The sequence below is a fragment of the Algibacter lectus genome, assembly GCF_004368925.1.
GTDB lineage: Bacteria > Bacteroidota > Bacteroidia > Flavobacteriales > Flavobacteriaceae > Algibacter > Algibacter lectus.
The window spans coordinates 194785-218560 of the sequence record NZ_SORL01000010.1 but is presented as its reverse complement, the minus strand read 5'-3'; the positions used below and the strand labels follow the sequence as shown (position 1 = coordinate 218560).

Sequence of the window (23776 nt, the reverse complement as noted above, 5' to 3'; positions counted from 1 at the left end):
CCTTAAATTTTGGCTTATAGAATGTCTAGAATTAAACTTGGCGGACGACCAATAACTGCTTTTTTGCCGTTAATAACAATAGGGCGTTCTATTAATTTCGGGTTATTTGCCATAGCTTCAATAACTTCAGTATCGGTTAGATCTTTACCTTTAAAATCACTTTTCCAGATGGCTTCGTTTTTTCTAACCAATTCTATAGGTTTAATACCTAAAAGTGTTACTATTTCTGTTAACGCTTTCGCGGAAAGGTTATCGTCTAAATATTTTACAATTTCGAAGGGTTTTCCAGAATTCTCAAGGATTTCTAGGCCTTGTCTCGATTTTGAACAACGTGGGTTATGATAAATTTTTGTCATTATAATAGTATGTTTTAATTAAACCTCACAGATTTAAAATCTGTGAGGTTTTCTTTTTTTATGTTATAATTGGCCGTCGTCTTCAACTTTTTGTCCCATCATCATTAAATAGGCCTTTAAAAAGCTGTCAATATTACCATCCATTACGGCATCTACATTACCGGTTTCATGAGCGGTACGTACATCTTTCACTAATTTATAGGGATGCATTACGTAGTTTCTAATTTGGCTTCCCCATTCAATTTTCATTTTTCCAGCTTCAATATCATCACGCTGTGCCAATTGTTTTTGAAGTTCAATTTCGTACAATTGCGATTTAAGCATTTGCATAGCACGCGATCTGTTATCATGTTGAGAGCGTGTTTCCGAACACGATATTTGAATACCTGTAGGTTTATGTGTCAGTTGTACTTTGGTTTCAACTTTATTTACATTTTGCCCACCAGCACCACTAGATCTTGCGGTTGTTATTTCTATATCGGCAGGGTTTATTTCTACTTCAATAGTATCATCAACAAGAGGGTACACGTAAACTGAAGCAAAACTTGTATGGCGTTTGGCATTACTATCAAACGGAGAAATACGCACTAATCTATGTACGCCATTTTCACCTTTTAACCAACCAAAAGCGAAGTCGCCTTCGATTTCTAGCGTTACGGTTTTTATACCAGCAACATCACCTTCTTGAAAGTTGAGTTCCTTCACCTTAAAACCGCTTTTTTCAGCATACATTAAGTACATACGCATAAGCATACTTGCCCAATCGCAACTTTCTGTTCCACCAGCACCAGCTGTAATTTGCAGTACGGCACTTAAGCTATCACCTTCTTCAGAAAGCATATTTTTAAACTCAATATCTTCTAATTGTGTAGCTAATAAATTGTATTGAGCTTCTACATCTTCGGCAGTAGCTTCATCTTCCTTAAAAAATTCATAAAGAACTTCAAGGTCTTCAAATCTGGTTTTTGCTGTTTTATAATCTTCTACCCATTTTTTCTTCACACGTAGTGATTTCATTATAATTTCTGCTGCTTTGGAGTCGTTCCAGAAATTAGGGTCAAAGGTTTGTTCTTCTTCGTTTTGTATTTCTATCAGTTTGGCGTCTATGTCAAAGATAGTGCCTAAGTTTATCGAGGCGGGTATTTAGATCTTTAATTTGATCGGAAGTTATCATGTATCAATTTATTTCTAACAAAAATAGGATTTCTTTAAGCTAGCAGAAAACAAATCTGAATATAATTTTATAGCTTTATCCACAAATTGAAAATATGATTATTGATTTAAGAAGTGATACCGTTACCAAACCAACTAAACCTATGTTAGATGCCATGATGCAAGCTGCTGTGGGAGATGATGTGTTTAGAGAAGATCCAACGGTAAACGCGTTGGAAGCTAGAATAGCCAATATGTTTGGAAAAGAAACGGCTTTATTTTTTCCGAGTGGGACTATGGCAAACCAAACGGCAATTAAATTACATACCAATCCTGGAGATCAGGTTATTTGTGATAAATATGCGCATATTTTTAATTATGAATCTGGTGGAGCGTCTTTTAACAGCGGTGTGTCTTGTAATTTATTAGATGTTAATAATGGCATTTTTTCTGCACAAGATGTAAAACAAGCCATAAACCCAGAAGCTTACTATTACAGTAAAACAAGTTTAGTTGAAATTGAAAACACGGCGAATAGAAGAGGAGGTTCTTGTTGGGATTATAATGAAATACTTAAAATTAGAACCGTTTGCGATGAAAATAACCTAGGCTTTCACTTAGATGGAGCTCGTTTGTGGCATGCCTTGGTAGCAAAAAATGAAACAACTGAGCAATACGGAAAAGCTTTTGATACTATATCGGTATGTTTAAGTAAAGGTTTAGGTTGCCCTGTAGGTTCCGTTTTAGTTGGTGATAAGGCTATAATGGAAAACGCTATACGAATTCGTAAAATATTTGGTGGCAATATGCGCCAAGCAGGATATTTGGCTGCAGCAGGTTTATACGCTTTGGATAATAATATTGAAAGGTTGGCAGAAGATCACCAAAAAGCAAAGGAAATAGGTGCCATTTTAGCAGAACGTTCTATCGTGAAATCGGTAGAACCTATAGAAACTAATATTGTTATTTTTGAATTGAACAACAACGTTAATGAAAAAGAATTCACTCAAAAATTAGCCGATAAAAATATACACATTATAAGTATGGGTGGTAATAAACTGCGTATGGTAACGCATTTAGATTACACTAATGCTATGCACGACAAACTTTTGAGTGAATTATTGAAACTATAAATAAACTTACTTAAACATATCCATACCAGGTATGTTTGGCATACCGTCTTTTGCGGCAGCAGCAAGCTCTGCTTCGTTAATTTGAGTAGCTCTTTCAATAGCTTTGTTTAATGTTAAAACAAGGTAATCTTCGAGTTGCTCTTTATCTTCCAACAAAGCATCATCAATGTCAATAGATTTAATAGTTCTATTGGCTGTTAATGTAATTTTAAGCTTATTGTCGTTACTAGCTTCATCTACTAAAACGGTGTCTAAACGTTTTTTTGTTTCTTCTACTTTTTTCTTGGCTTCTTTGAGTTTACTCATCATGCCCATCATGTCTCCAAACATATTTTTAAAATTTTTTAAGGGGGTTGGTAGCTGCAAATTTATCAAATACTAAGCCAAATTGTTGTATTTTACAATGAAAAATGAAAATAGCAACCATTCTTTTAAGCGTAAGTTTTACTTTTGCCGCTTCGTGTAAAAATATAAATATGAGTAAATCTATAAATGAAGTAGCTATTCCTTCAGCAAAAAAAATATCAAAAACATTAGAAATTCACAATGATGTTAGAATCGATAATTATTATTGGTTAAACGATCGTGAAAATCCTGAGGTTATAGATTATTTAAATGCCGAGAATAACTACACCAAAGCTTTAATGGCGCATACTGAAGGTTTTCAAAAAGATTTATTTGAAGAAATGAAGGGGCGAATTAAGGAAGACGACTCATCATTACCTTATAAATTAAACGGGTATTGGTACATTACACGTTATGAAACAGGGAAAGATTATCCTATTTATTTACGTAAAAAAGGAAGTTTAGATGCCGAAGAAGAAATTCTATTCGATTGTAATGAAATGGCTAAAGACCAATCATACTTTAGTTTAGGAGGTATTTCTATTAGCCCAGATAACAAAATGGCAGCTTTTTCTACAGATACAGTAAGTAGAAGGCAATATACTGTTCAAATTAAAAACTTAGAAACAGGTGAGATTTTAGCCGATAAAATTTTGAATACTACCGGAAGCGCAACATGGGCAAACGATAATAAAACATTGTTTTACACCATGAAAGATGCTGTAACGTTGCGTTCTCATAAAATATTCAAACATAAGTTAGATACCGATTCTAAAGATGATATAGAGGTTTATCACGAAGCAGATGAAACCTTTAATACCTTTGTATATAAAACAAAATCTAAAAAATATATTGTTATAGGTTCGTCGAGCACGTTGTCTTCAGAATATCAAATTTTAAGTGCAGATACTCCAGATGCTGCTTTTAAAATGTTTCAAAAAAGAACAGAAGATATGGAGTATAGTATTGCACATTATGATGATGCGTTTTACGTGATTTCTAATTGTGACGATGCTACAAATTTTAAACTTTTAAAAACCAGCGAAACAGCTACTGAGAAAGAAAATTGGAAAGATTTACTACCTCATAGAGAAGCTGTTTTATTAGAAGATATCGAGATTTTTAAAGATTATTTAGTTGTTAATGAACGTGAAAATGGACTTAACAATATTAGAATAATAAGTTGGGATGGTAGCGAAGATTATTACCTACCTTTTAATTCTGAAACTTACACATCTTATATAGGTAATAATCCTGATTTTGATAGCGATGTGATGCGTTATGGATTTAATTCGTTAACCAACCCAAGTTCGGTAATGGATTATAATTTTAAAACTAAAACAAGCGAAGTTAAAAAGGAACAAGAGGTTTTAGGTGGAAAGTTTAATAAAGAAAATTACGAATCTAAACGAATTTGGGCTACAGCTCGCGATGGCGTAAAAGTGCCAATTTCTTTAGTTTATAAAAAAGGAATTAAGCTAGATGGAACTAATCCATTATTACAATATGCATATGGTTCTTATGGTTCAACAACAGATCCTTCGTTTTCTACAATTCGTTTAAGTTTACTAGATCGTGGCTTTGTTTATGCCATTGCGCATATTCGAGGTGGAGAATATTTAGGACGCCATTGGTACGAAACTGGAAAGCTTTTAACCAAGAAAAACACTTTTACAGATTTTATAGATTGTTCTAAGTTTTTAATTGAAGAAAAATATACTTCAAATAAACATCTATATGCTTACGGTGGTTCGGCTGGTGGTTTATTAATGGGCGCTATTATTAATATGAATCCGGAATTGTACAACGGTGTTTTAGCTGCTGTACCATTTGTAGATGTAGTTACGACTATGTTAGACGATTCAATTCCTTTAACAACAGGAGAATACGATGAGTGGGGAAACCCCAATAACGAAGAGTATTACCATTACATGAAATCTTATTCACCATATGATAATGTAGAAGCAAAAGATTATCCAAATATGTTAGTTACAACGGGTTTACACGATTCGCAAGTACAATATTGGGAACCTGCAAAGTGGGTAGCAAAGCTTAGAGAATTGAAAACGGATAGCAATATATTATTATTGCAAACAGATATGGAATCGGGTCATGGTGGTGCTTCCGGACGTTTTGAAAGTCTAAAGGAAGTAGCGTTGGAATACGCGTTTTTACTAGATTTAGAGGGAATTAAGCGCTAATAAAAAAAAATGTCTTATTTTTGTCAAGTTTTAAGAAGCATGGATTTGTTTAAATCATGCAACTTGTAAATTGAATTTATGAAACACAGAAATCAAGTATTTGATAATGTATTAGAGTTAGTTGGCAATACACCTTTAGTAAAGCTAAACAGAATTACCTCTAAGTTCGAAGGGGATTTTTACGCTAAAGTAGAATGTTTTAACCCAGGACAATCATCAAAAGATAGAATTGCACTTTATATTATTGAAGAAGCCGAAAAGAAAGGTATTTTAAAACCAGGCGATACTATTGTAGAAACCACTTCTGGTAATACGGGTTTTAGTATTGCAATGGTAAGTATCATTAAAGGATACGAGTGTGTATTAGCAGTAAGTTCAAAATCTTCTCCGGATAAAATTGATATGTTGCGTACCATGGGAGCGAAGGTATATGTATGCCCAGCTCATGTTAGTGCAGACGATCCAAGATCGTACTATCAAGTTGCAAAACGTATTCACGAAGAATTAAAAGGTTCGGTTTACATCAATCAGTATTTTAATCAATTAAATATTGATGCGCATTATAACTCTACAGGGCCAGAAATTTGGAAACAAACTGAAGGTGAAATAACGCATTTAGTGGCATGTAGCGGTACTGGAGGAACAATTTCTGGAACAGCAAAATATTTAAAAGAGCAAAATCCAAATATAAAAGTAATAGGTGTTGATGCTTTTGGTTCGGTGATTAAAAAATACCATGAAACAAGAGAGTTCGACGAAAAGGAAATTTATCCATATCGTATAGAAGGTTTAGGTAAAAACTTAATTCCAGGTGCTACAGATTTTGATGTAATAGATCAATTTGTAAAAGTTACCGATGAGGAAAGTGCACATACCGCTAGAGAAATAGCTAGAACAGAAGGTATGTTTGTTGGTTATACCTCTGGAGCTGCAACCCAAGCTATTAAGCAATTAGGTGAACAAGGTGCGTTTAAAAAGGGAGATAAAATTGTTGTTATTTATCCAGATCATGGTTCGCGTTACATGAGTAAAGTTTACAGTGATAAATGGATGAGCGATCAAGGTTTCTTCGATTCACAAAATGAAGCAGCTGCGCAAAGCATTCAATACATAAAATAAGAAAGCATAATATTACATAATACAGGTCCATATTTTACTAATTTGTGAAATATGGACTTTTTTTATGCATCAAAAAATCGATATAGAAGTTTTTTTCAACTTTATTGTCCATATTTCGCAAATGCATCGTAAAAAATTATGCTCAATCCATATAAATATTTAATTTTGCACGGACTGACTAAAACCAAAACATTCTTGATTCTTTCATAAACAGCTCGTTTTGTTTGTGTTCCTTAAAAGTTGTTTAATTTGGTTGCAGTTATATCTAAAGTTTAATAGCAATACCATTTATAATAGATGAAGGATTTATTTGAAAAGATTTATAAAGACAAAGGACCACTAGGAAAGTGGGCGTCTCAGGCTGAAGGTTATTTTGTATTCCCAAAATTGGAAGGCGAAATTTCTAATAGAATGAAGTTTCAAGGAAAAGACGTAATCACATGGAGTATTAATGACTACTTAGGTTTAGCCAATCATCCAGAAGTTCGTAAAGTAGATGCAGAAGCAGCTGCACAATATGGTTCTGCATACCCAATGGGAGCAAGAATGATGTCTGGGCATACTGATTTGCACGAACAACTTCAAAATGAGTTAGCATCTTTTGTAAGTAAAGAAGCAGCTTATTTGTTAAACTTTGGATACCAAGGTATGGTATCTACCATTGATGCTTTAGTTTCTAAAAACGATATTATTGTTTATGATGTTGATGCTCACGCCTGTATTATTGATGGTGTGCGTTTACACATGGGAAAACGTTTTACTTACAAACACAACGATGTTGTAAGTTTAGAGAAAAACTTAGAGCGTGCTACCAAAATGGCAGAACAAACAGGTGGAGGAATTTTAGTAATTTCTGAAGGTGTTTTTGGAATGCGTGGAGAGCAAGGGCGTTTAAAAGAAATAGTAGCACTTAAACAAAAATTTAATTTTAGATTATTTGTTGATGATGCTCATGGTTTTGGAACTTTAGGAGCAACAGGAGCTGGTGCTGGAGAAGAGCAAGGCGTGCAAGATGATATTGATGTATACTTTGCAACTTTTGCTAAATCTTTAGCTAGTACAGGTGCTTTTATTGCGGGTGATCAAGAAATAATTGATTATTTAAAATATAATTTACGTTCTCAAATGTTTGCAAAATCTTTGCAAATGCAATTAGTTGCTGGAGCTCTTAAGCGTTTAGATATGCTTAGAACTATGCCAGAACTTAAAGCTAAACTTTGGGAAAACGTAAACGCATTACAATCTGGATTAAAAGAGCGTGGTTTTGATATTGGTACAACACAAAGTTGTGTAACACCAGTATACTTAAAGGGGTCTATTCCTGAGGCTATGGCTTTAGTAAAAGATTTAAGAGAAAACTACGGTATTTTCTGTTCAATAGTTGTGTATCCAGTAATTCCAAAAGGATTAATTTTATTAAGATTAATACCTACAGCAACACATACATTAGAAGATGTTTCTGAAACTTTAAATGCATTTGATGCTATTAGAGAACGTTTAGAAAACGGAACTTACAAACGTTTATCTGCTTCTGTTATGGCGGCAATGGGCGAGGAGTAGTTCAATAACATAGAATGAAAAAAATCCGATTCAATTTTAATTGAATCGGATTTTTTAGTTTTAATAAGAAGCTAAACTTTATAGAAGTTTCTTGTATGTTTTTCTTCTTTTGTAAACTACAGGATCAAAATGTTTCCATATTTGATGTATAGCATGGTTATCTTCTAGCTCTGGAGTTCTAAAGCATGTTTGGATACCTTTTTCTTTAAAAGTCTCGTAATATTCATTGAAAATCACAGCATGCACACCTTTATTTTGGTAGTCCGGATGAATTCCTATTAAATAGAAAATAACATCTTTACTATTCTTTTTAGCATTCAAAATATGTCTGAAACCAAAAGGAAATAGCTTACCATTCATTTTTTTTAAAGCAGCAGTAAATGCTGGCATTACAATAGCAAAACCTACTAATTCATCATTTTTATCTACAACAAATTTGATGTATTCTGGATTTACAAAACTTATAAATTTCTTTTTGAAATAAGCTTTTTGAATATCGTTAATGGCCACAAACGATGATAATGAAGCATAGCTCGCATTAAACAAATCGAACATTTTGTCAACATAAGGCATCACTTCACTTGTTTTAGTGAATTTTAAGGCTTTTAGTTGGTAGCGTCTTTTTATAAGCTCTTGTGCTTTTTTAAAAAATTCTGGCTTTACATTTTCAAAAGGAAAACGACTTTCAGAATACGATTTTTCAATCTCATATCCGGCTGCTTCGTAATGTTTTACATAATAAGCGTGGTTATACCAAGTAACCATGGGAGCAGTACTCTCAAAACCTTCCGTCATGACACCAACTTTATCTAAGTTAGAGAATCCAACAGGACCTTCAGTATATTCTAGGTTTTTGCTTTTTCCTATTTCAGCAACCTTATCGAGTAGTATTTTAGAAACTTCTAAATCGTCTATAAAATCGAACCAACCAAAACGCATTTTTTTTATGTTTTGGTCTTGAATTTCTAAATTATTAGTAATCGCAGCTATTCGGCCAACAATAGCATTGTTTTTGTAGGCTAAAAATAACTGAGCTTCGGCATCTTGAAAAACAGGGTTTTCGTTTTTATTAAATGTACTCATCTCCTGACTAATAATAGGAGGTGTCCAGTATTCACAGTCTTTATAAAGCGTGAAAGGGAATTTTACAAATGCCTTTAAATCTTTTTTATTTTTTACTTCTTTTAGTGTAATCATATACTTGTTATGATAAATTTATCAGATTAATCTTCAAAATCTATAGCGTCTCGTTTTGGTTTTTTTGTACTTTCTTTTGCGTCTTTTTTACTACCTTTTTTCTTTTTCTTTCCTGAGCGTTTAGAAGTTTCTTCAATGGTATTTCCATTATCAATTTCTTTGTCTTTATGGAAATCTAATCGGTAAGACATTCCGAAGTTAACGCTAAATACAGATGGCGTATCCTTTGTGTTAAAAGTTAAAGCGGTGTCTAACTGAAAATCTTTACCCCATAAATAAGCGCCACCAAATCTAAACAAATTATCGGCATAATAATCACTTTGAATGCCTTGTGTTTCTCCGAAAACAACCCATTGTGGACTGAAAGAATGCGTTAAGGTTAATATATATGAAAAGTCCGATTGATCCGTTCCTATGCGATCTTTAATTAAATTCATTACAAAAACCCAACCTCCAGAAAAGTTGTTTTGTGTAGCAATCATCACTTTAGGGCTAAAGCCTTCTATAGCGTCTGCAGTATATGGATTGTCTGGAGTATCGAAGTTTGCACCAGCATAAACTGCTATGGCAGGAATTAACGATTTCCATTTAAAGGTGTGGTTGGCCTTCCAACTGTAAAGATTAGGTTTATCGTCTTCTGCATTTTTATACGGATCGTAAACTAAATATTTAGCTCCAAGAGTTAAATATTTAAAATTAGAACGACGGTCTTTATTGTCTAAATTTGAAAAATACGATTTGTTGTCACTTTGGTAGTTTCCTTCAAAGTTTAATTCTAATTGTTCCCATAATAATCCGTAACGTACAGCAAAATCGGCACCAAAGCCTGAAACTTTATAGCCTATGGCTGGCGTGCGTTCTTCTTCAATAATATAGGGGCCAACTTCAAATTGCGCCACATTGGTACCTACAGAAAAGGCACTACGAGAAACACCTGGCCTGTTAGAGTTTATAACATCGGTATATTGGCAAAATGCTTGAGTTGAAAAAAATGTGAGTAGGAGAATTAAAATCGATTTGATAGCTTTCATAGTTGAAATTTTTAACGCGTTGTACACACGCGTAGATTTTATAATTTTAAGTACTAATGATTAAGGGTTTTCAAATATAGATATTTTATATATTTTTTATCATTTTTCAATGTTTTTTAAACGTATAGAATTGTATTTTTGTTGTTAGTTTTAATCAAAAGTTTCACTTATGGGTTTATTAAGAACCATATTTATAATTGTTTTAGTCTATTATTTATTTAAAGTGCTTTCTAGAATTTTTGCACCGCTTTTAATGAAGTTTGCCGTAAAAAAAGCAGAAGAACGCTTTGGAGGTCAGTTTCAAAAACAACAACAAGAGCCTGTTAATAAAGAAGGAGAAGTAACTATTGATAAAATTCCAAATACTCGAACGTCTAATAAAGATGTTGGCGATTACGTAGATTACGAAGAAGTGGATTAAGGTTTCAACCTTTTTTTATTTCCGCGAAAGCGTAAAGTTCTTAAAATTTAAGATAAACTTCGATGCTAAGAAAATAATAACTAATGTTCACATTCATTGTTTTAAACTACTTTCATGCAATTTTCAATTAAAAGTATATTGCCACACATCTTAGTGCTCCTAGGATTTGTAATATTATCATTGGCTTATTTTAGCCCAGTTTTACAAGGAAAAGAAATTTATCAAAGCGATATTGTTCAGTTTATTGGCATGAGCAAGCAGCAGAAGGATTTTAAAGTTGAAACTGGAGAGGAAACCTATTGGACTAATGGGGCTTTTGCAGGGATGCCAACTTACCAATTGGGAGCAAGATATCCGCATAATTACATTAAAAAAATTGATGCTGTACTGCGTTTTTTACCTCGTCCAGCCGATTATTTGTTTTTATATTTAATGAGTTTTTATGTATTACTTTTAGTGCTAAAAGTAGATTACAAACTCGCAGCACTTGGTGCTTTAGCCTTTGGGTTTTCAACGTATTTAATTATTATTTTAGGTGTTGGGCATAACAGTAAAGCACACGCTATTGCATACATGCCTTTGGTGTTGAGCGGTATTATACTCACTTTTAGACGAAAATACATAGCTGGGTTTTTACTCACTGTTTTGGCTATGGGGTTAGAAATTGTATCGAACCACTTTCAAATGACTTACTACTTAATGCTGTTGGTGCTTATTTTGGGCATAGCTTATTTAGTAGATGCTTACAAGAAAAACGTATTACCTCATTTCTTTAAATCTGTTGGGATTTTATTCGGAGCTGTAGTTCTTGCTATTGCTCTAAATGCAACGAGCGTAATGGCTACGCAAGAGTATGTAAAGGAAAGCACACGTGGTAAAACGGAACTAACCATTAATGCCGATGGATCTCCAAAAGAGGTTTCAAACGGTTTAGATAAAGATTATATCACGCAATTTAGTTATGGTTTTGCCGAAACGTTTAACTTGTTTATTCCTCGTTTTATGGGTGGAGGAAATGGAGAGAATGTTGGTAAAGATTCTGCTACATACGAGGCTTTTAGAAAATTAGGAGCCACAACAACTCAGGCGGCAGAAGAAGCTAAGCGCGCTCCATTATACTGGGGAGACCAACCTATTGTAGAAGCTCCAGCTTATGTTGGTGCTGTAATTTTGTTCTTGTTTGTATTTGCTTTATTTTTAGTAAAAGGCCGTTTAAAATGGTGGCTTGTTGGCGGAACAGTGTTTTCTTTATTATTATCTTACGGTAAAAACTTAGGGTTTTTAACTAACTTTTTTATCGATTATGTACCCATGTACAATAAGTTTAGGGCGGTAACATCAATACAAGTTTTACTAGAATTATGTATTCCTGTGTTGGGAATTTTTGGTTTGGTACGTTTGTTCAATAATTTTGAAAAAGAAGAAGAAAAGCTAAATGCGTTAAAGTATGCCACAATAATTACTGGAGGTTTATCGCTTTTATTTTTAGTAATGAAATCGTCTTTATTCGATTTTGTTGGCGTTAACGATGGCTTTTACCGTCAGAATTATGGGCAAGATTTTGTAGATGCCTTAAGAGAAGATAGAAAAAGCGTTTTTACAACAGATACCCTTAGAAGTTTAATTTTAGTACTGCTATCGGCAGGTTTAATTTGGTATTACTTAAAGGGTAAGCTAAAAGAAAACTTACTTGTTATTGGGTTTGCTGTGCTGTTGTTGTTCGATTTAGTTGGTGTAGATAAGCGCTATGTAAATAGTGACGATTTTGTATCTTCTATTAAAATGAATAAACCGTTTGAAGCTACGGAGGTTGATAAAGCTATTTTGCAAGATAAAAGTTATTATCGTGTTTACGATTTAGTTTCAGGACGATCAAAACCATCATACTTTCATAATTCTTTAAATGGATATAATGCGGCAGAATTAAAACGATACCGTGAGGTTTTCGATTTTTATATTTCTCAAAATAGTATGAATGTTCTTAATATGTTTAATACCAAATATATTATTGCTCAAGGTGAAAAAGGAGAAACCTTTCCATACACCAATAGAGAAGCGAATGGTGCAGCTTGGTTTGTTAGCGAACTTAAAAAGGTAGATTCTGCTAATGAAGAAATTAAAGCTTTGGATAGTTTAGATAATAAACATGTTGCTGTTTTTGCTAAAGGTAAAGATGCCATAATTCCAACGGAAACAAAAAAGTTTAATGTTGATTCTGTAGCAAGTATCAAAATTGTTGAGCATAAACCAAATTATTTAAAATACGCTTCTAGCAATGCAAATAAAGGTTTTGCAGTGTTTTCTGAAGTGTATTACGGAAACGGTTGGAAAACATTTATAGATGGTGAAGAAACCGATCATATACGGGTTAATTATACGCTACGTGGTTTAGAAATTCCTTCAGGAAATCATGAAATTGTGTTTAAGTTTGATCCAGATGTAGTGAAAACAGGAAGTACAATTGCACTTGCTAGTTCTGTTTTATTTGGACTTTTACTACTAGGTGGACTTTTCTACGGATTTCAAAAGAAATAGTTTTTTACATCTACGCAGATCGAAATTTTTTTAATGAAGGCACTAAAAGTACTTATAATAAGTTATTACTGGCCACCAGCAGGAGGTCCAGGCGTGCAGCGTTGGTTAAAATTCGTAAAATATTTACCCGATTTTAATGTTGAACCTATTGTTTATATTCCCGAAAACCCTAATTATCCTTTAGTAGACGAGAGTTTAATTGCTGAAGTTTCAAAAGATGTTACCATTATAAAACAGCCTATAAGTGAACCTTATAAGTTGGCAGGCCTGTTTTCAAAGAAATCATCAAGCACTATTAGTAAAGGCATTATTCCCGAGCAGAAAACGCAAAGTTTTATTGAAAAAGCCATGCTTTATATTCGTGGAAATTTTTTTATTCCAGATGCGCGCAAAAGCTGGGTAGAACCATCGGTAGCTTATCTTTCAAATTATATAGAAAAGGAAAATATTTCAACTATTATAACCACCGGACCTCCGCATAGTTTACATCTTATTGGTTTGCAGCTTAAAAAAAAATTAGGTGTAAAATGGATTGCAGATTTTAGAGACCCTTGGACTACTATTGGTTACCATGAGCAGTTGAAATTAACGGAAAAATCTAAACAAAAACACAAAGCTTTAGAAAAGTTGGTGTTAAATACTGCCGACGATATTGTTGTTACTAGTTCTGTAACAAAAACGGAATTTGAAGCCATTACCAATAAACCAATTGAGGTTATTACTAATGGTTACGATTATGAATCTGTAGAATCTAAACCACTTGATGCTAAGTTTACAATAGCGCATATTGGTTCGTTATTATCAAAAAGAAATCCTATAATTTTATGGCAAGTACTCTCGGAACTTGTTCAGGAACATGAGGGTTTTTCTAAAGATTTTCAATTAAATTTTGTGGGAGCCGTTAGCGAAACTGTTTTACAATCTATAGAAACCGTAGGTCTTGCTAATCATGTTAATAACGCCGGGTATGTGTCTCATAAAGAATCTATTGTCTATCAAAAAAGCTCACAGGTTCTATTGTTAGTTGAGATAGACTCCAAAGAAACTAAATGTATTATTCCTGGAAAACTGTTTGAATATATGGTTTCAAATCGGCCTATTTTGGCTTTGGGACCTCAAGGTTCCGATGTGGAAAATATCATAAAAGAAACCAATACCGGAAACTACTTTTACTACACAGATTATAAATCGTTAAAATCGACTATCTTGGCGCATTATAAGAGCTATCAAAATAAAAATTTAGAAGTGCAGGCTATTGGTTTGCAAAAGTATAGTAGAAAAAGCTTGACTTCTAAATTAGCTTCGGTTTTAAAAAAGCCCTAATAATCTATCATTTTACGCGTTTACTTCGTAGTACTAATAATGAAATTGAATCAAAAAAAATGGGCATAGTTGCTTCTCAATCTTTTAAAAATATAATCTCTACTTATTTGGGGTTTTTAATTGGGGCAATAAATACGCTATTTCTTTACACTAAATTTTTAAGTGATGATTATTACGGTATGGTTGGCTATATGCTTTCTTTAGCCTATGTAATAATGCCATTAATGGCCTTTGGTGCACACAACTCTTTAGTTAAATTTTATACTACTTTCAAAACGCGCGAATCACTAAATGGCTTTTTAACGCTTATGTTATTAATGCCTATTGCGGTTATTATTCCTATTGTTTTGCTTACGTATTTTGGTTATGGTTTTATAGGCGATTTATTATCAAATAAAAATACTATAATTAAACAATACTTGTGGCATACGGTGGTTATAGCAATTTCTTTGGCGTATTTCGAGCTGTTTTTTTCTTGGGCAAAAGTGCAAATGCAAACGGTGTTTGGGAACTTTATGAAAGAAGTTTTTCATCGTGTAGGTACTATGTTACTCTTGTTGGTCTTTCATTTTGAATATATAGATTTAGAGCAGTTTATGTCTGGTTTAGCTATTATTTATTTTGTAAGAATGCTGATTATGAAGGTATATGCATTCACATTAAAATTCCCAAAGCTAACCTTTAAAAAGATTAATAATTTAAGTCGAATTTTAAAATATTCGGGTTTAATAATTATTGCCGGAGCTATCGCAACATCACTTTTAGATGTCGATAAAGTGATGCTTGGGCATTACATTCCAATTAAAGAAATTGCGTATTACAATGTGGCTATATTCATCACAGCTGTTATTGCGGTGCCACAACGTTCTATGCATCAGTTATTAATGCCTATGACGGCTAAGTTTTTAAACGAACATGATTATGAGGCTTTGGAAGATCTATACAAGAAGAGCTCACTAAACTTATTTATTATTGCTGGTTTCATCTTTTTATTAATTGTTTTAAATATTAATCAGCTTTATTTAATCATTCCCGAAGAGTTTAATGTTGGGCTTTACGTGGTGTTTATGATTAGTGTGGTGAAATTATACGATTCACTTTTAGGTAGCAACAATGCCATTCTTTTTAATAGTGATTATTACCGAATGGTGCTGGTTTTAGGTGTTGTTTTAGTTATTGTTATGGTAGCTTTTAATATTTTATTTATTCCTATTCTAGGTATCAATGGTGCCGGTTTAGCTACGTTTTTAGCTGTGTTTTTATACAATTCTATTAAGTTATATTTTGTTTACAGAAAATTTAAAATCTTACCATTTTCGCCAAAAACGTTACAAATAGGGCTATTTATCGCTAGTTTTGCTATTCTTTTTTACTTTTGGGACTTTCCATTTCATCCTATTTTAAACATTGCATTAAAGTCTATTTTAATTGCCGTACTGTACGGTTTTATTGTTTTCAAATTTAGATTTTCAGATGATATTTCTAAGTTACTTCAGAAGTATTTGAAGGTTTAGTTCAAACTTGATTTTGAGGTTTTATTTGTCTAAATTCGTTGAATAAGATAGTTTACACTGTCTGCCTTATTTTTTTAGAGTTTTCCGAAATAGCACAAAACATAAATCACTTGAAAATACTTCATACAGCCGATTGGCATTTAGGACATAGATTACACGAGCAATCTCAAGTAGCGGAACAAACTTTATTTTTAAGTTGGATTGAAACATATATCAGTACGAAGAAAATAGACGTTTTATTGATTTCAGGAGATGTATTTGATACGGGTTCGCCTTCCAATCAAAGTTTAGAAATGTATTATAGCTTTTTGGTGAAGTTGAAAGGTACAAGTTGCAAATCCATTATTATTACCGGAGGAAATCATGATTCTGCAGGAACTTTAAATGCACCAAAACACATTCTCGATGCTTTATCGATTAAAGTGGTTGGTAAAGCAACGGAAGAGATAGAAGATGAAGTTTTTGAAATTGACATCGAAGGTGAAAAAGTAGTTGTTGCTGCCGTTCCATACTTGCGTGATGGTGATATTAGAAGAGCTGTTGCCGGAGAATCTTTCGACGAACTTATTGATAAATACAAAACAGCATTAATTAATCATTATCAAGCAGCTGCCGAGCAATGTAAGCTAGTAAATACCACCGATGCTCCCGTTATTGCTATGGGGCATTTGTTTGCAACAGGAGGCTCTGTTTCAGATAGCGAACAAAATATTTATGTAGGAACATTGGGCCATATTGGTGCTGAAGATTTCCCTGAGTACTTCGATTATATTGCTTTAGGACATTTGCATCGACCTCAAATAATTGGAGAAAATGATAAAGTACGCTATTCAGGTTCACCAAATATTTTGAGTTTTAGTGAAATAACTTATAATAAAAACATTATTGTTTTAACCGTTGAAGACAATAAAATAAATGCCATCGACGATGTTGTTGTTCCTCGTTTTAGGGAGTTTTATAAGTTGGTTGGTACCGTAACAGAATGTATAGATGCATTTTCTAATTTGGTTTCTAATGAATTCCAATTAACACCATGGGTAGAAATTGTGCTTAATGAGACACATACCATAAATACTGATGATTTAAAAAAAGCTGCAGAAAATTATCCGTTTGAAATATTAAAAACGGCTTTAAAAACACAGCGTAGGCAAAAAGGTATTGAGGAATTATTAGAAGAAACAAAATCTATAAAAGAGTTATTACCAGCTGAAGTTTTTAAATTGAAATGTAAAGAAATTGGTTTCGATTTAGAGAACAGGCCAGAGGTGGAAGATGCTTTTAATGAAATTTTACAATCTGTTAAGAATCAGTAAGGGTAAAGGACTATGAAAATTTTAAAAATAGAATTACAAAATATAAATTCTTTACGCTCCAATACTTCTATTGTTATAGATTTTGAAAGTGAACAGTTTAAAGATGTTGGTTTGTATGCTATTACAGGTTCTACAGGAGCAGGTAAAACTACTATTTTGGATGCTATTACTATTGCGTTATATCATAATGTACCTAGATTTAATGGCTCTAAAGGCACATTGATTGATGTGGTTAGCCATGGTGCTGATGATGCTTTTAGTAGAGTAACTTTTGAAAATGATAATATAGTTTATGATGCCTTCTGGGGAATGAAGGTTGCCGATAAATCTGGTAAAAAGTATAAAAACCCAAAGGAAGAAGTTAGTTTAAAGAACTTAACAACAGGTGCTATTTTGGCGAGCCAGAAACGGAGTTTAATATCAGAAGTGGTTCGAGTAACTCAATTAGATTACAATCAGTTTTTACGGTCTGTAATGCTTGCTCAAGGGGAATTTGCTTCGTTTTTAACGGCTAAAGGTCCTGAGAAAGGGAAGCTGTTAGAACAAATTACAGGCGAAGAAATTTATAAAAAAATAGGGCAGAGCATTCAAGAAAGAAAAGCAAAAGAAGAAAATGCGCTTAAAGATATTCAGTCTAGAATTAATTCCGATGATGTTTTATCAGAAGAGGCTAGTGCTGAGTTAACTCAAAAAGATAAAACACTCGATACCGAAATTTTAAAGATTGAAAAGGAGATAAAAACCACTCAAAATATTGTAGAATGGTATGTGAAATTTCAGAAAATACTTGATGAATCTCAAAAATTAGAAATAGAATCTAAGGAGGTAAATTTATTTATTGAAAAGCATAAACAAGAATTAGAACAGTTAGATTTAAATGAAAAGGCAGCACCTTTTAAAGAGTTACTTCAGAATTTAAATAGAACAGAGCAAGAGTCTGTTGATAAATCTAAACAATTAGAACGTTTAGAGTCTGAACTTAAAACCTTAAAGCCTGAGGTTGAAAAACTAAGTTTACAAACTCAGAAAGAAATAGAGTTGCTAAATGTGGCAGACAAAACGTTTGCAGATTGGTTACCAAAATTTGATGCTATAAATGGCTTAGACAGTAAGCTTAAAAATGAAGTTGAAAATAAGCAAAAAGCAACATTAGAATTAGAAGCGTTAGATAACCAAATTAAGTTTTTAAGAGAAGAACAAACTAAATTGAATAAAGATTTAGCGGATACTGAAGCTAAAATAAAAATAGATCAAAGCTTTATTTCTGAGCATAAATTATTGAAGGATGTGGATTTACAAATATCCAATTGGGCAAGTGAATTAACTGCTTTAAAAGCTAAAAAAGAAAGTTTAAAAGAAGCTCAAGATTTTGTATCTGTAAAAAAAGAAGAGGTAGAAAAAACAGAAGCGCGCTTAAAAGAGGGTAATAAATTACTAAAAGTTGAAACTGCCGAAATTGAAAAAACAGAAAAGCTATTAGCTGAGATCACTTTAAAATTATCTAAAAATAATTTAACCGATTTACTAGAGGCTAAAACCAAATTAGCCACCAAAGAAACAAACTGGAAACAGTTTAAAACGCTATCTGAGCAAATACTAAAAGTTGAAAGAGAACAAACCGATTTATTAGCGAAACAAAAAGCGCTTACAAAGGTATTAGAGGTTAGTAAAAAGGAAATACAAGCGGTTAAGCAACAAATTGAAGTTCAAGAAAAATCGGTTGCAGATGCGGATGAAATTTTAAACTTAGAGAAAAGTATTTCTAAATATGAAGCTGATCGTCAGAGTTTAACAGAAGGAACACCTTGTGGATTGTGTGGTTCATTAGAGCATCCGTTTGCCGAGAATTTGGTTTCGGTAGGTGTTTCAAAATCGGAATTAGAACTTAATAAACGCAAAGAAAAGCTGCAAGCCTTAATTGTTTCAAAAAACGAATTAGAGAAAAAAGAAGTTGTAGCGACCACAACCATCGATGGATTAACGCAACGTAGTGGTCTAATTAATGATGAAGTAAAAGCATTAAAATTAAAGACGAAACAATTAAATATAGATTGTGAGTTATCGAATGCAACTCAAATTGAAATTGAGGTTAAAAAAGTAGCACAGGATATTTTGTTGCTAGATGAAAAGTTAAAAGTAGCTCAACAATTACAAAACGGTAGCAATAAATTAAACGATACTTTTAAAATACAAAGTGAGAGGTTTAATAAGATTAAAAATGGTGTAGCCACGCTTGTTGAAAAGAATAAAAATAGCAATAAGGATATTGCAGAAAAGCAAAAACTAATTGTTAATTTAAAAGAAATGTGTAATAATTTAGAGACAGCGTTAGAAGCAAAACTATCTAAATTTAATTACCAATTACCTTCAACAGAAAAGAGTAGCGAGTTTATTGAAAGCCTTAAAATTTTAATTGCGAATTTTAATAAAAAAGAGAAGAATTTAGACTTACTAAAATCGAGTATATCAGTTGTAAACACTAAGTTAGAAAATAATAAGGAGAAGTTAGAAATACAACTTAAAGCAAAAGAAGTTTGTTCTAAAACGATTACAGTTTCTACTGTTAAAATAGAACAATTACAAAAACAGCGTGAAGCTATTTTACCTATTGCTATTTCTGTAGAACATAAGCGAGAACTTTTGCAAACAGAACGAATGGCTTTGTCTAAAAAGGTAGAGTTAAGCAAGCAGAAACGCCAAGAGTTTTTAGATTTACAAAACAAAAAAGAAGCTTTAAAAATAGAAACGAATAAGGAGGTATTAGTTTTAAGAGAAAAGCTAGACACGTTAAATTCTGTTTTTGATACTCAATTAAAAGTTAGCGATTTTGATACAAGAGAATTGGTTCAGAAAGCAATACTTCTAGATGCCGATATGGTGCGGTTCACTAAAAATAAAGAAGCGCTAAAAGAAAAACAACTTCGCTTAAAAGCATACCGAGAATCTAACGAAAAAGCTAAAGCAGATTTAAAAAAAATTAAAACATTTGAAATTACTGAGGCCGAGAGTAAATTGGCTTTGGAAGATTTGAATAAGACAAATAAAACACTGCTATCGGAAAAAGGTGAGATTATACAAGCCTTTAAAAAGGATAAGGAAATTAGAGATCGAAATAAAGAAATCTATAAAAAAATAGATGCTCAAGAAACGGTTTGCAATGTTTGGAGAGAGCTATTTAAAATTATAGGGAATTCTAAAGATGCCTTTAATGTATATGTGCAACGATTAACTTTAAAGCATTTACTAGACCTTGCCAATGTACATTTGTATAAATTGAATAAACGTTATTCTTTAAAAATGGAAGAGGCTTACAAACCTAAAGAGGAACTTAATTTTAATTTAATAGACCATTACCAAACGGACCAGGCCAGATTGGTAGACACATCTAGTGGTGGTGAGAAGTTTATTATTAGTTTGGCTTTAGCTTTAGGATTGTCTGATTTGGCTAGTAAAAATGTGAAAATCGATTCGTTGTTTATTGATGAAGGTTTCGGAACTTTGGATAAAAATACTTTAGAAACGGTTATCTCGACTTTAGAAACTTTGCAATCGCAAGGTAAAATGATTGGTATAATATCTCACGTTGAAAATTTAAAAGAGCGTATTTCTACTCAAATTCAAATTACTAAAAAGAATAATGGAGTGAGTGTGGTGGATATAATGTAATTCAAGACTGATGAAAAAAAATGATGTTTTATTAGTTTTATGGGTGATTTTTGGATTTGTATTTGTGACGGCAGTTGATACCATCTTAAATTTTATTATTCATTTATTGTATTTTAGTCTGGTTGAGTTAGGTGTTTCTTTTCTCATTTTGACTTATTTACTCCCATCAATTACGTTGGTCGCATATTTGTTTACCTCATATTTTGTGGTTGGCAAAATTAATAGAAAATCTCTTAAATTAGAATTATATAAAAGGGAATTCCCTAAACCACTCTTGGTAGTTTTAAGTCTTATAATCTTTATTTTGGGACCATTGACAAATTGGTTGTCTGGACTATATAGTGAAAGTATATCTGAAAGTCACCATGGCGATATTCAAAGCTTTTTGATGTTTTATGGATGGTTTACCGCTGGTTTTGGAATTTCTCAAATGATAAGCTTAATCAGTCTTGTAATTTATTTGCTTATTAAGTTAAAAGACTTAAATAATAATTAAAGATGTTTTGTTAAAAGAAGAGGGACTAAAGTTATTTTAATCTTTCCAAAACATATTACCACAGCCGTAACTCGCGTTAGGGATTGCAACGGCATCCTTTTTTAAAGATTAAGAAAATAGTATTGGTTTGGTTTACGTTTTAGTAGGTGGTCTAAACCCGTTTAAAGTAGCTCTGCTAAAAAAAAGATATAGTGTAAAGCCCGACCCTTGTGGTAACGCCCAAACTATTAAAAATGAAAAACCCCGTGATGTTGCTTTAAGGCAAACTATTCACAGGGATTTTCGTACTAACCAACCAAAATTTTTATGATCGTCTACGTGTGGTAGTTGTTGTCGATCTTGTATTATTGCTAGATTTTCGACTACTTTGTGTGGCTTTACTATTGCTAGTTCTTGGTGCTTTAGTAACGGTAGCTACACGTTTAGTGCTTCTAGTATTATTGCTGTTTCTAGTATATGTACGAGCCTTTGTTGCTTTTGGATTTTTAGATACCGTATTTATTTTCGTACGGGTTACATTTCTAGTATTTGTACTGTTTGCACTAGGTCTTGTAGATCTAGTGGTTGTAGTTTTAGTAACCGTTCTGTTTGGTGTTGTTTTTACTACACGACTATTATTGCGTTGTGTATAATTACGGTTTGTACTTTTTGCATTAGAGTTTCTATTTGGTGATGTTGTTGTGTAACGACGGTTGTTATTTGTTGTTACTTTACGTCTGGTTTGTGCGTTACGGTTAATTTTAGTAACGTTTCTAGAACTTCTATTTACTGTAGCGTAATTACGGTTTCTGGCAACAGTATTTCCACGACGACTATATATAGCTGATGATGGACGGTGGTTGTTGTAAAACGGACGGTTGTACACATAACGCACTGGAGCATAATGTTGACGGTAAGGACGATTAAATACTACACGAAAATTAACTGATGGCGTGCGGTAATAATTGTGCCATGGACGGTAAATGTAACCACGGTTATATACGTTTATAAAACCAGTATAGTGAGAATATCTGTTATAACGATCGTAATGCACATATAGTCCACCAACTCTAGATATGTAACCATTGTTGTTGTAGTTTATGTTTACGTTTCCGGCTTGAGAAATTCTACCGTAATAATCGTAATAAATAGGTGTGTTTTCTATTTGAATAATTGCACCAAATTCATCGTACTGCACGTATGCATTATAATCGTAACCAGAGTTAAAACTTAAATCTAGATTTCTAGAATGTAATGATACATTTACGTTTGATGTTTGACGTTGTAAATTGAAATCGAATTGACCATCGGCAAATACCGAAAATTCTATTCCGTTTTCAACAAATATGAAAGAGCTGCCGTAACCTCTGTTAATATTTGATGCTTCGTTTGTTTGGTTGGCGGTTGTTGTGTCTGCACTAGCGGTGAATCCTGCAAGGACCAATCCGGCTAATAAGAATATATACTTTTTCATATCTGTATGTTTTAATGTTATACAGTTAGGTAATTACAAACAGCGTGCCAAAAAACAGAAGTAAGTATTAGTGTATTGATTTTGAGGTTGTTATTTTTATTTTTTAAGATAAAACAGAGGTGTTAAATTTAAATATTAGGTTGTGGAAATTTAAATTTAATTGAAAATTTGAGTAAAAACTAATTGGTAATAGATGATGATACTCGGCTCTAAACTAAAATTAGAACACATAATAGCAACATACAAATCTATGATGTGTAGGGTAGAGGTAATCTATTATTTAGGTATTAGGTTCTAAAAATGCGTCGTAATTTTATCGAAGGTAATAGTTTTAAAATCTTCAATTTTTAGGTTTGCATTGGTATAATCCTGATTTTTTGAGTGTATACTATCAAAACCTACGCAAAATATATGCGCATCGTTTGCAGCTTTAATACCGTTGGTAGAGTCTTCAATAACCATACATTCCGATGCTTTAAAACCTGATGCTTCGGCTGCTTTTACAAAAATTTCTGGGTGTGGTTTAGATGCTTTTAAATCGGCACCACTTAATTTGGCTTTAAAATATTGGTTTAAATCGAAACGTTTAAAAATACGTTCAATACTTGGCATAGATGCCGATGATGCTAAAACCAGAGTAAGCCCATTAGCATGATAGTTTTTTATTAAATCTAAAACACCATCTATTAAATCGAAATCTTTATCGTTTTCAAAAATGTATTCGTAATGTTTTCTTTTTAAGGCTACTAAAGCTTCTGGAGTTTCATCTAAATTAAAATGATCTTTAACTTGCTTGCAAACGTTAAGCGTAGATTGCCCGGTGTAAGATTCGTATAGCTCACTAGAAACATTGGCGCCAACATCGCTAAACATTTTATGATAAGCATAATGGTGTAGCGGTTCGCTATCTATTATTACCCCATCCATATCGAAAATTACAGCTTTTAACATCTCAAAATTT

At 32.8% G+C, this 23776-nt stretch carries 18 protein-coding genes; 11 read left to right on the top strand and 7 right to left on the bottom strand.

The window, feature by feature from the left end; all coding sequences use genetic code 11:
- Positions 1-14: 14 nt before the first annotated feature.
- Both arsC and prfB read right to left on the bottom strand, forming a co-directional pair.
- Entirely contained in the window at positions 15-356 is a 342-nt protein-coding gene (gene arsC, locus DFQ06_RS14810; protein WP_042505024.1) for an arsenate reductase (glutaredoxin), read from the bottom strand.
- Between the two features lie 63 nt (positions 357-419).
- Positions 420-1530 (bottom strand): peptide chain release factor 2 gene (gene prfB, locus DFQ06_RS14805; RefSeq protein ID WP_133968536.1). Its coding sequence is split into 2 segments (ribosomal slippage): positions 420-1466 and positions 1468-1530, totalling 1110 coding nucleotides; the frame shifts between segments, so codons are not numbered across the junction.
- A gap of 94 nt (positions 1531-1624) precedes the next feature.
- Between prfB and DFQ06_RS14800 the strand changes: the two genes are divergently transcribed.
- Positions 1625-2641, top strand: a complete 1017-nt coding sequence (locus DFQ06_RS14800; protein WP_133968534.1) for a threonine aldolase family protein — start codon at positions 1625-1627, stop codon at positions 2639-2641.
- 6 nt (positions 2642-2647) lie between these two features.
- Here DFQ06_RS14800 and DFQ06_RS14795 read toward each other — a convergent pair whose 3' ends face one another.
- Entirely contained in the window at positions 2648-2971 is a 324-nt protein-coding gene (locus DFQ06_RS14795) for a YbaB/EbfC family nucleoid-associated protein (RefSeq protein WP_042499612.1), read from the bottom strand.
- A gap of 80 nt (positions 2972-3051) precedes the next feature.
- Here DFQ06_RS14795 and DFQ06_RS14790 point away from each other — a divergent pair, with 80 nt between their 5' ends.
- The 3 genes from DFQ06_RS14790 (at position 3052) to DFQ06_RS14780 (ending at position 7866) form a co-directional block, all read left to right on the top strand.
- Positions 3052-5187, top strand: coding sequence for a S9 family peptidase (locus DFQ06_RS14790; protein WP_133968532.1), 2136 nt, complete (start codon positions 3052-3054; stop codon positions 5185-5187).
- Between the two features lie 78 nt (positions 5188-5265).
- Entirely contained in the window at positions 5266-6306 is a 1041-nt protein-coding gene (locus DFQ06_RS14785) for a cysteate synthase (RefSeq protein WP_042505027.1), read from the top strand.
- Between the two features lie 297 nt (positions 6307-6603).
- Positions 6604-7866 (top strand): cysteate-C-fatty acyltransferase, encoded by a 1263-nt coding sequence (locus DFQ06_RS14780; RefSeq protein ID WP_133968530.1) that lies wholly within the window; start codon positions 6604-6606, stop codon positions 7864-7866.
- A gap of 78 nt (positions 7867-7944) precedes the next feature.
- Here DFQ06_RS14780 and DFQ06_RS14775 read toward each other — a convergent pair whose 3' ends face one another.
- On the bottom strand, positions 7945-9063 hold the full coding sequence (locus DFQ06_RS14775) for a GNAT family N-acetyltransferase (protein ID WP_133968528.1): 1119 nt from the start codon (positions 9061-9063) through the stop codon (positions 7945-7947).
- A gap of 26 nt (positions 9064-9089) precedes the next feature.
- Positions 9090-10094, bottom strand: a complete 1005-nt coding sequence (locus DFQ06_RS14770) for a transporter (RefSeq protein ID WP_074940371.1) — start codon at positions 10092-10094, stop codon at positions 9090-9092.
- A 169-nt stretch (positions 10095-10263) separates the two neighbouring features.
- Between DFQ06_RS14770 and DFQ06_RS14765 the strand changes: the two genes are divergently transcribed.
- The 7 genes from DFQ06_RS14765 (at position 10264) to DFQ06_RS14735 (ending at position 21362) form a co-directional block, all read left to right on the top strand.
- Positions 10264-10515 (top strand): DUF4834 family protein, encoded by a 252-nt coding sequence (locus tag DFQ06_RS14765; protein WP_042499604.1) that lies wholly within the window; start codon positions 10264-10266, stop codon positions 10513-10515.
- Between the two features lie 114 nt (positions 10516-10629).
- A complete protein-coding gene (locus DFQ06_RS14760) occupies positions 10630-13050 on the top strand; it encodes a YfhO family protein (RefSeq protein ID WP_133968526.1) in 2421 nt (806 codons plus the stop codon).
- 33 nt (positions 13051-13083) lie between these two features.
- Positions 13084-14373, top strand: coding sequence for a glycosyltransferase family 4 protein (locus DFQ06_RS14755; protein ID WP_133968524.1), 1290 nt, complete (start codon positions 13084-13086; stop codon positions 14371-14373).
- A gap of 59 nt (positions 14374-14432) precedes the next feature.
- Entirely contained in the window at positions 14433-15887 is a 1455-nt protein-coding gene (locus DFQ06_RS14750) for an oligosaccharide flippase family protein (protein ID WP_133968522.1), read from the top strand.
- Between the two features lie 110 nt (positions 15888-15997).
- Entirely contained in the window at positions 15998-17200 is a 1203-nt protein-coding gene (gene sbcD, locus DFQ06_RS14745; RefSeq protein ID WP_133968520.1) for an exonuclease SbcCD subunit D C-terminal domain-containing protein, read from the top strand.
- A gap of 12 nt (positions 17201-17212) precedes the next feature.
- A complete protein-coding gene (locus tag DFQ06_RS14740; protein ID WP_133968518.1) occupies positions 17213-20866 on the top strand; it encodes an AAA family ATPase in 3654 nt (1217 codons plus the stop codon).
- Positions 20867-20876: 10 nt separating this feature from the next.
- The gene (locus DFQ06_RS14735) at positions 20877-21362 is read left to right on the top strand and encodes a hypothetical protein (protein WP_133968516.1); all 486 of its coding nucleotides are present in this window, start codon (positions 20877-20879) and stop codon (positions 21360-21362) included.
- Positions 21363-21666: 304 nt separating this feature from the next.
- Here the strand turns inward: DFQ06_RS14735 and DFQ06_RS14730 are convergent, their stop codons facing one another.
- Both DFQ06_RS14730 and DFQ06_RS14725 read right to left on the bottom strand, forming a co-directional pair.
- Entirely contained in the window at positions 21667-22815 is a 1149-nt protein-coding gene (locus tag DFQ06_RS14730) for a hypothetical protein (protein WP_074940397.1), read from the bottom strand.
- Between the two features lie 294 nt (positions 22816-23109).
- A complete protein-coding gene (locus DFQ06_RS14725) occupies positions 23110-23766 on the bottom strand; it encodes an HAD family hydrolase (RefSeq protein WP_042505039.1) in 657 nt (218 codons plus the stop codon).
- Between the last annotated feature and the right edge of the window lie 10 nt (positions 23767-23776).

What these genes read in the sequence shown, in the direction of transcription:
- arsC (WP_042505024.1), bottom strand. Translation starts at nt 356, where the DNA reads ATGACAAAAATTTATCATAACCCACGTTGTTCAAAATCGAGACAAGGC.
- DFQ06_RS14800 (WP_133968534.1), top strand. Translation starts at nt 1,625, where the DNA reads ATGATTATTGATTTAAGAAGTGATACCGTTACCAAACCAACTAAACCT.
- DFQ06_RS14795 (WP_042499612.1), bottom strand. Translation starts at nt 2,971, where the DNA reads ATGTTTGGAGACATGATGGGCATGATGAGTAAACTCAAAGAAGCCAAG.
- DFQ06_RS14790 (WP_133968532.1), top strand. Translation starts at nt 3,052, where the DNA reads ATGAAAATAGCAACCATTCTTTTAAGCGTAAGTTTTACTTTTGCCGCT.
- DFQ06_RS14785 (WP_042505027.1), top strand. Translation starts at nt 5,266, where the DNA reads ATGAAACACAGAAATCAAGTATTTGATAATGTATTAGAGTTAGTTGGC.
- DFQ06_RS14780 (WP_133968530.1), top strand. Translation starts at nt 6,604, where the DNA reads ATGAAGGATTTATTTGAAAAGATTTATAAAGACAAAGGACCACTAGGA.
- DFQ06_RS14775 (WP_133968528.1), bottom strand. Translation starts at nt 9,063, where the DNA reads ATGATTACACTAAAAGAAGTAAAAAATAAAAAAGATTTAAAGGCATTT.
- DFQ06_RS14770 (WP_074940371.1), bottom strand. Translation starts at nt 10,094, where the DNA reads ATGAAAGCTATCAAATCGATTTTAATTCTCCTACTCACATTTTTTTCA.
- DFQ06_RS14765 (WP_042499604.1), top strand. Translation starts at nt 10,264, where the DNA reads ATGGGTTTATTAAGAACCATATTTATAATTGTTTTAGTCTATTATTTA.
- DFQ06_RS14760 (WP_133968526.1), top strand. Translation starts at nt 10,630, where the DNA reads ATGCAATTTTCAATTAAAAGTATATTGCCACACATCTTAGTGCTCCTA.
- DFQ06_RS14755 (WP_133968524.1), top strand. Translation starts at nt 13,084, where the DNA reads ATGAAGGCACTAAAAGTACTTATAATAAGTTATTACTGGCCACCAGCA.
- DFQ06_RS14750 (WP_133968522.1), top strand. Translation starts at nt 14,433, where the DNA reads ATGGGCATAGTTGCTTCTCAATCTTTTAAAAATATAATCTCTACTTAT.
- DFQ06_RS14740 (WP_133968518.1), top strand. Translation starts at nt 17,213, where the DNA reads ATGAAAATTTTAAAAATAGAATTACAAAATATAAATTCTTTACGCTCC.
- DFQ06_RS14735 (WP_133968516.1), top strand. Translation starts at nt 20,877, where the DNA reads ATGAAAAAAAATGATGTTTTATTAGTTTTATGGGTGATTTTTGGATTT.
- DFQ06_RS14730 (WP_074940397.1), bottom strand. Translation starts at nt 22,815, where the DNA reads ATGAAAAAGTATATATTCTTATTAGCCGGATTGGTCCTTGCAGGATTC.
- DFQ06_RS14725 (WP_042505039.1), bottom strand. Translation starts at nt 23,766, where the DNA reads ATGTTAAAAGCTGTAATTTTCGATATGGATGGGGTAATAATAGATAGC.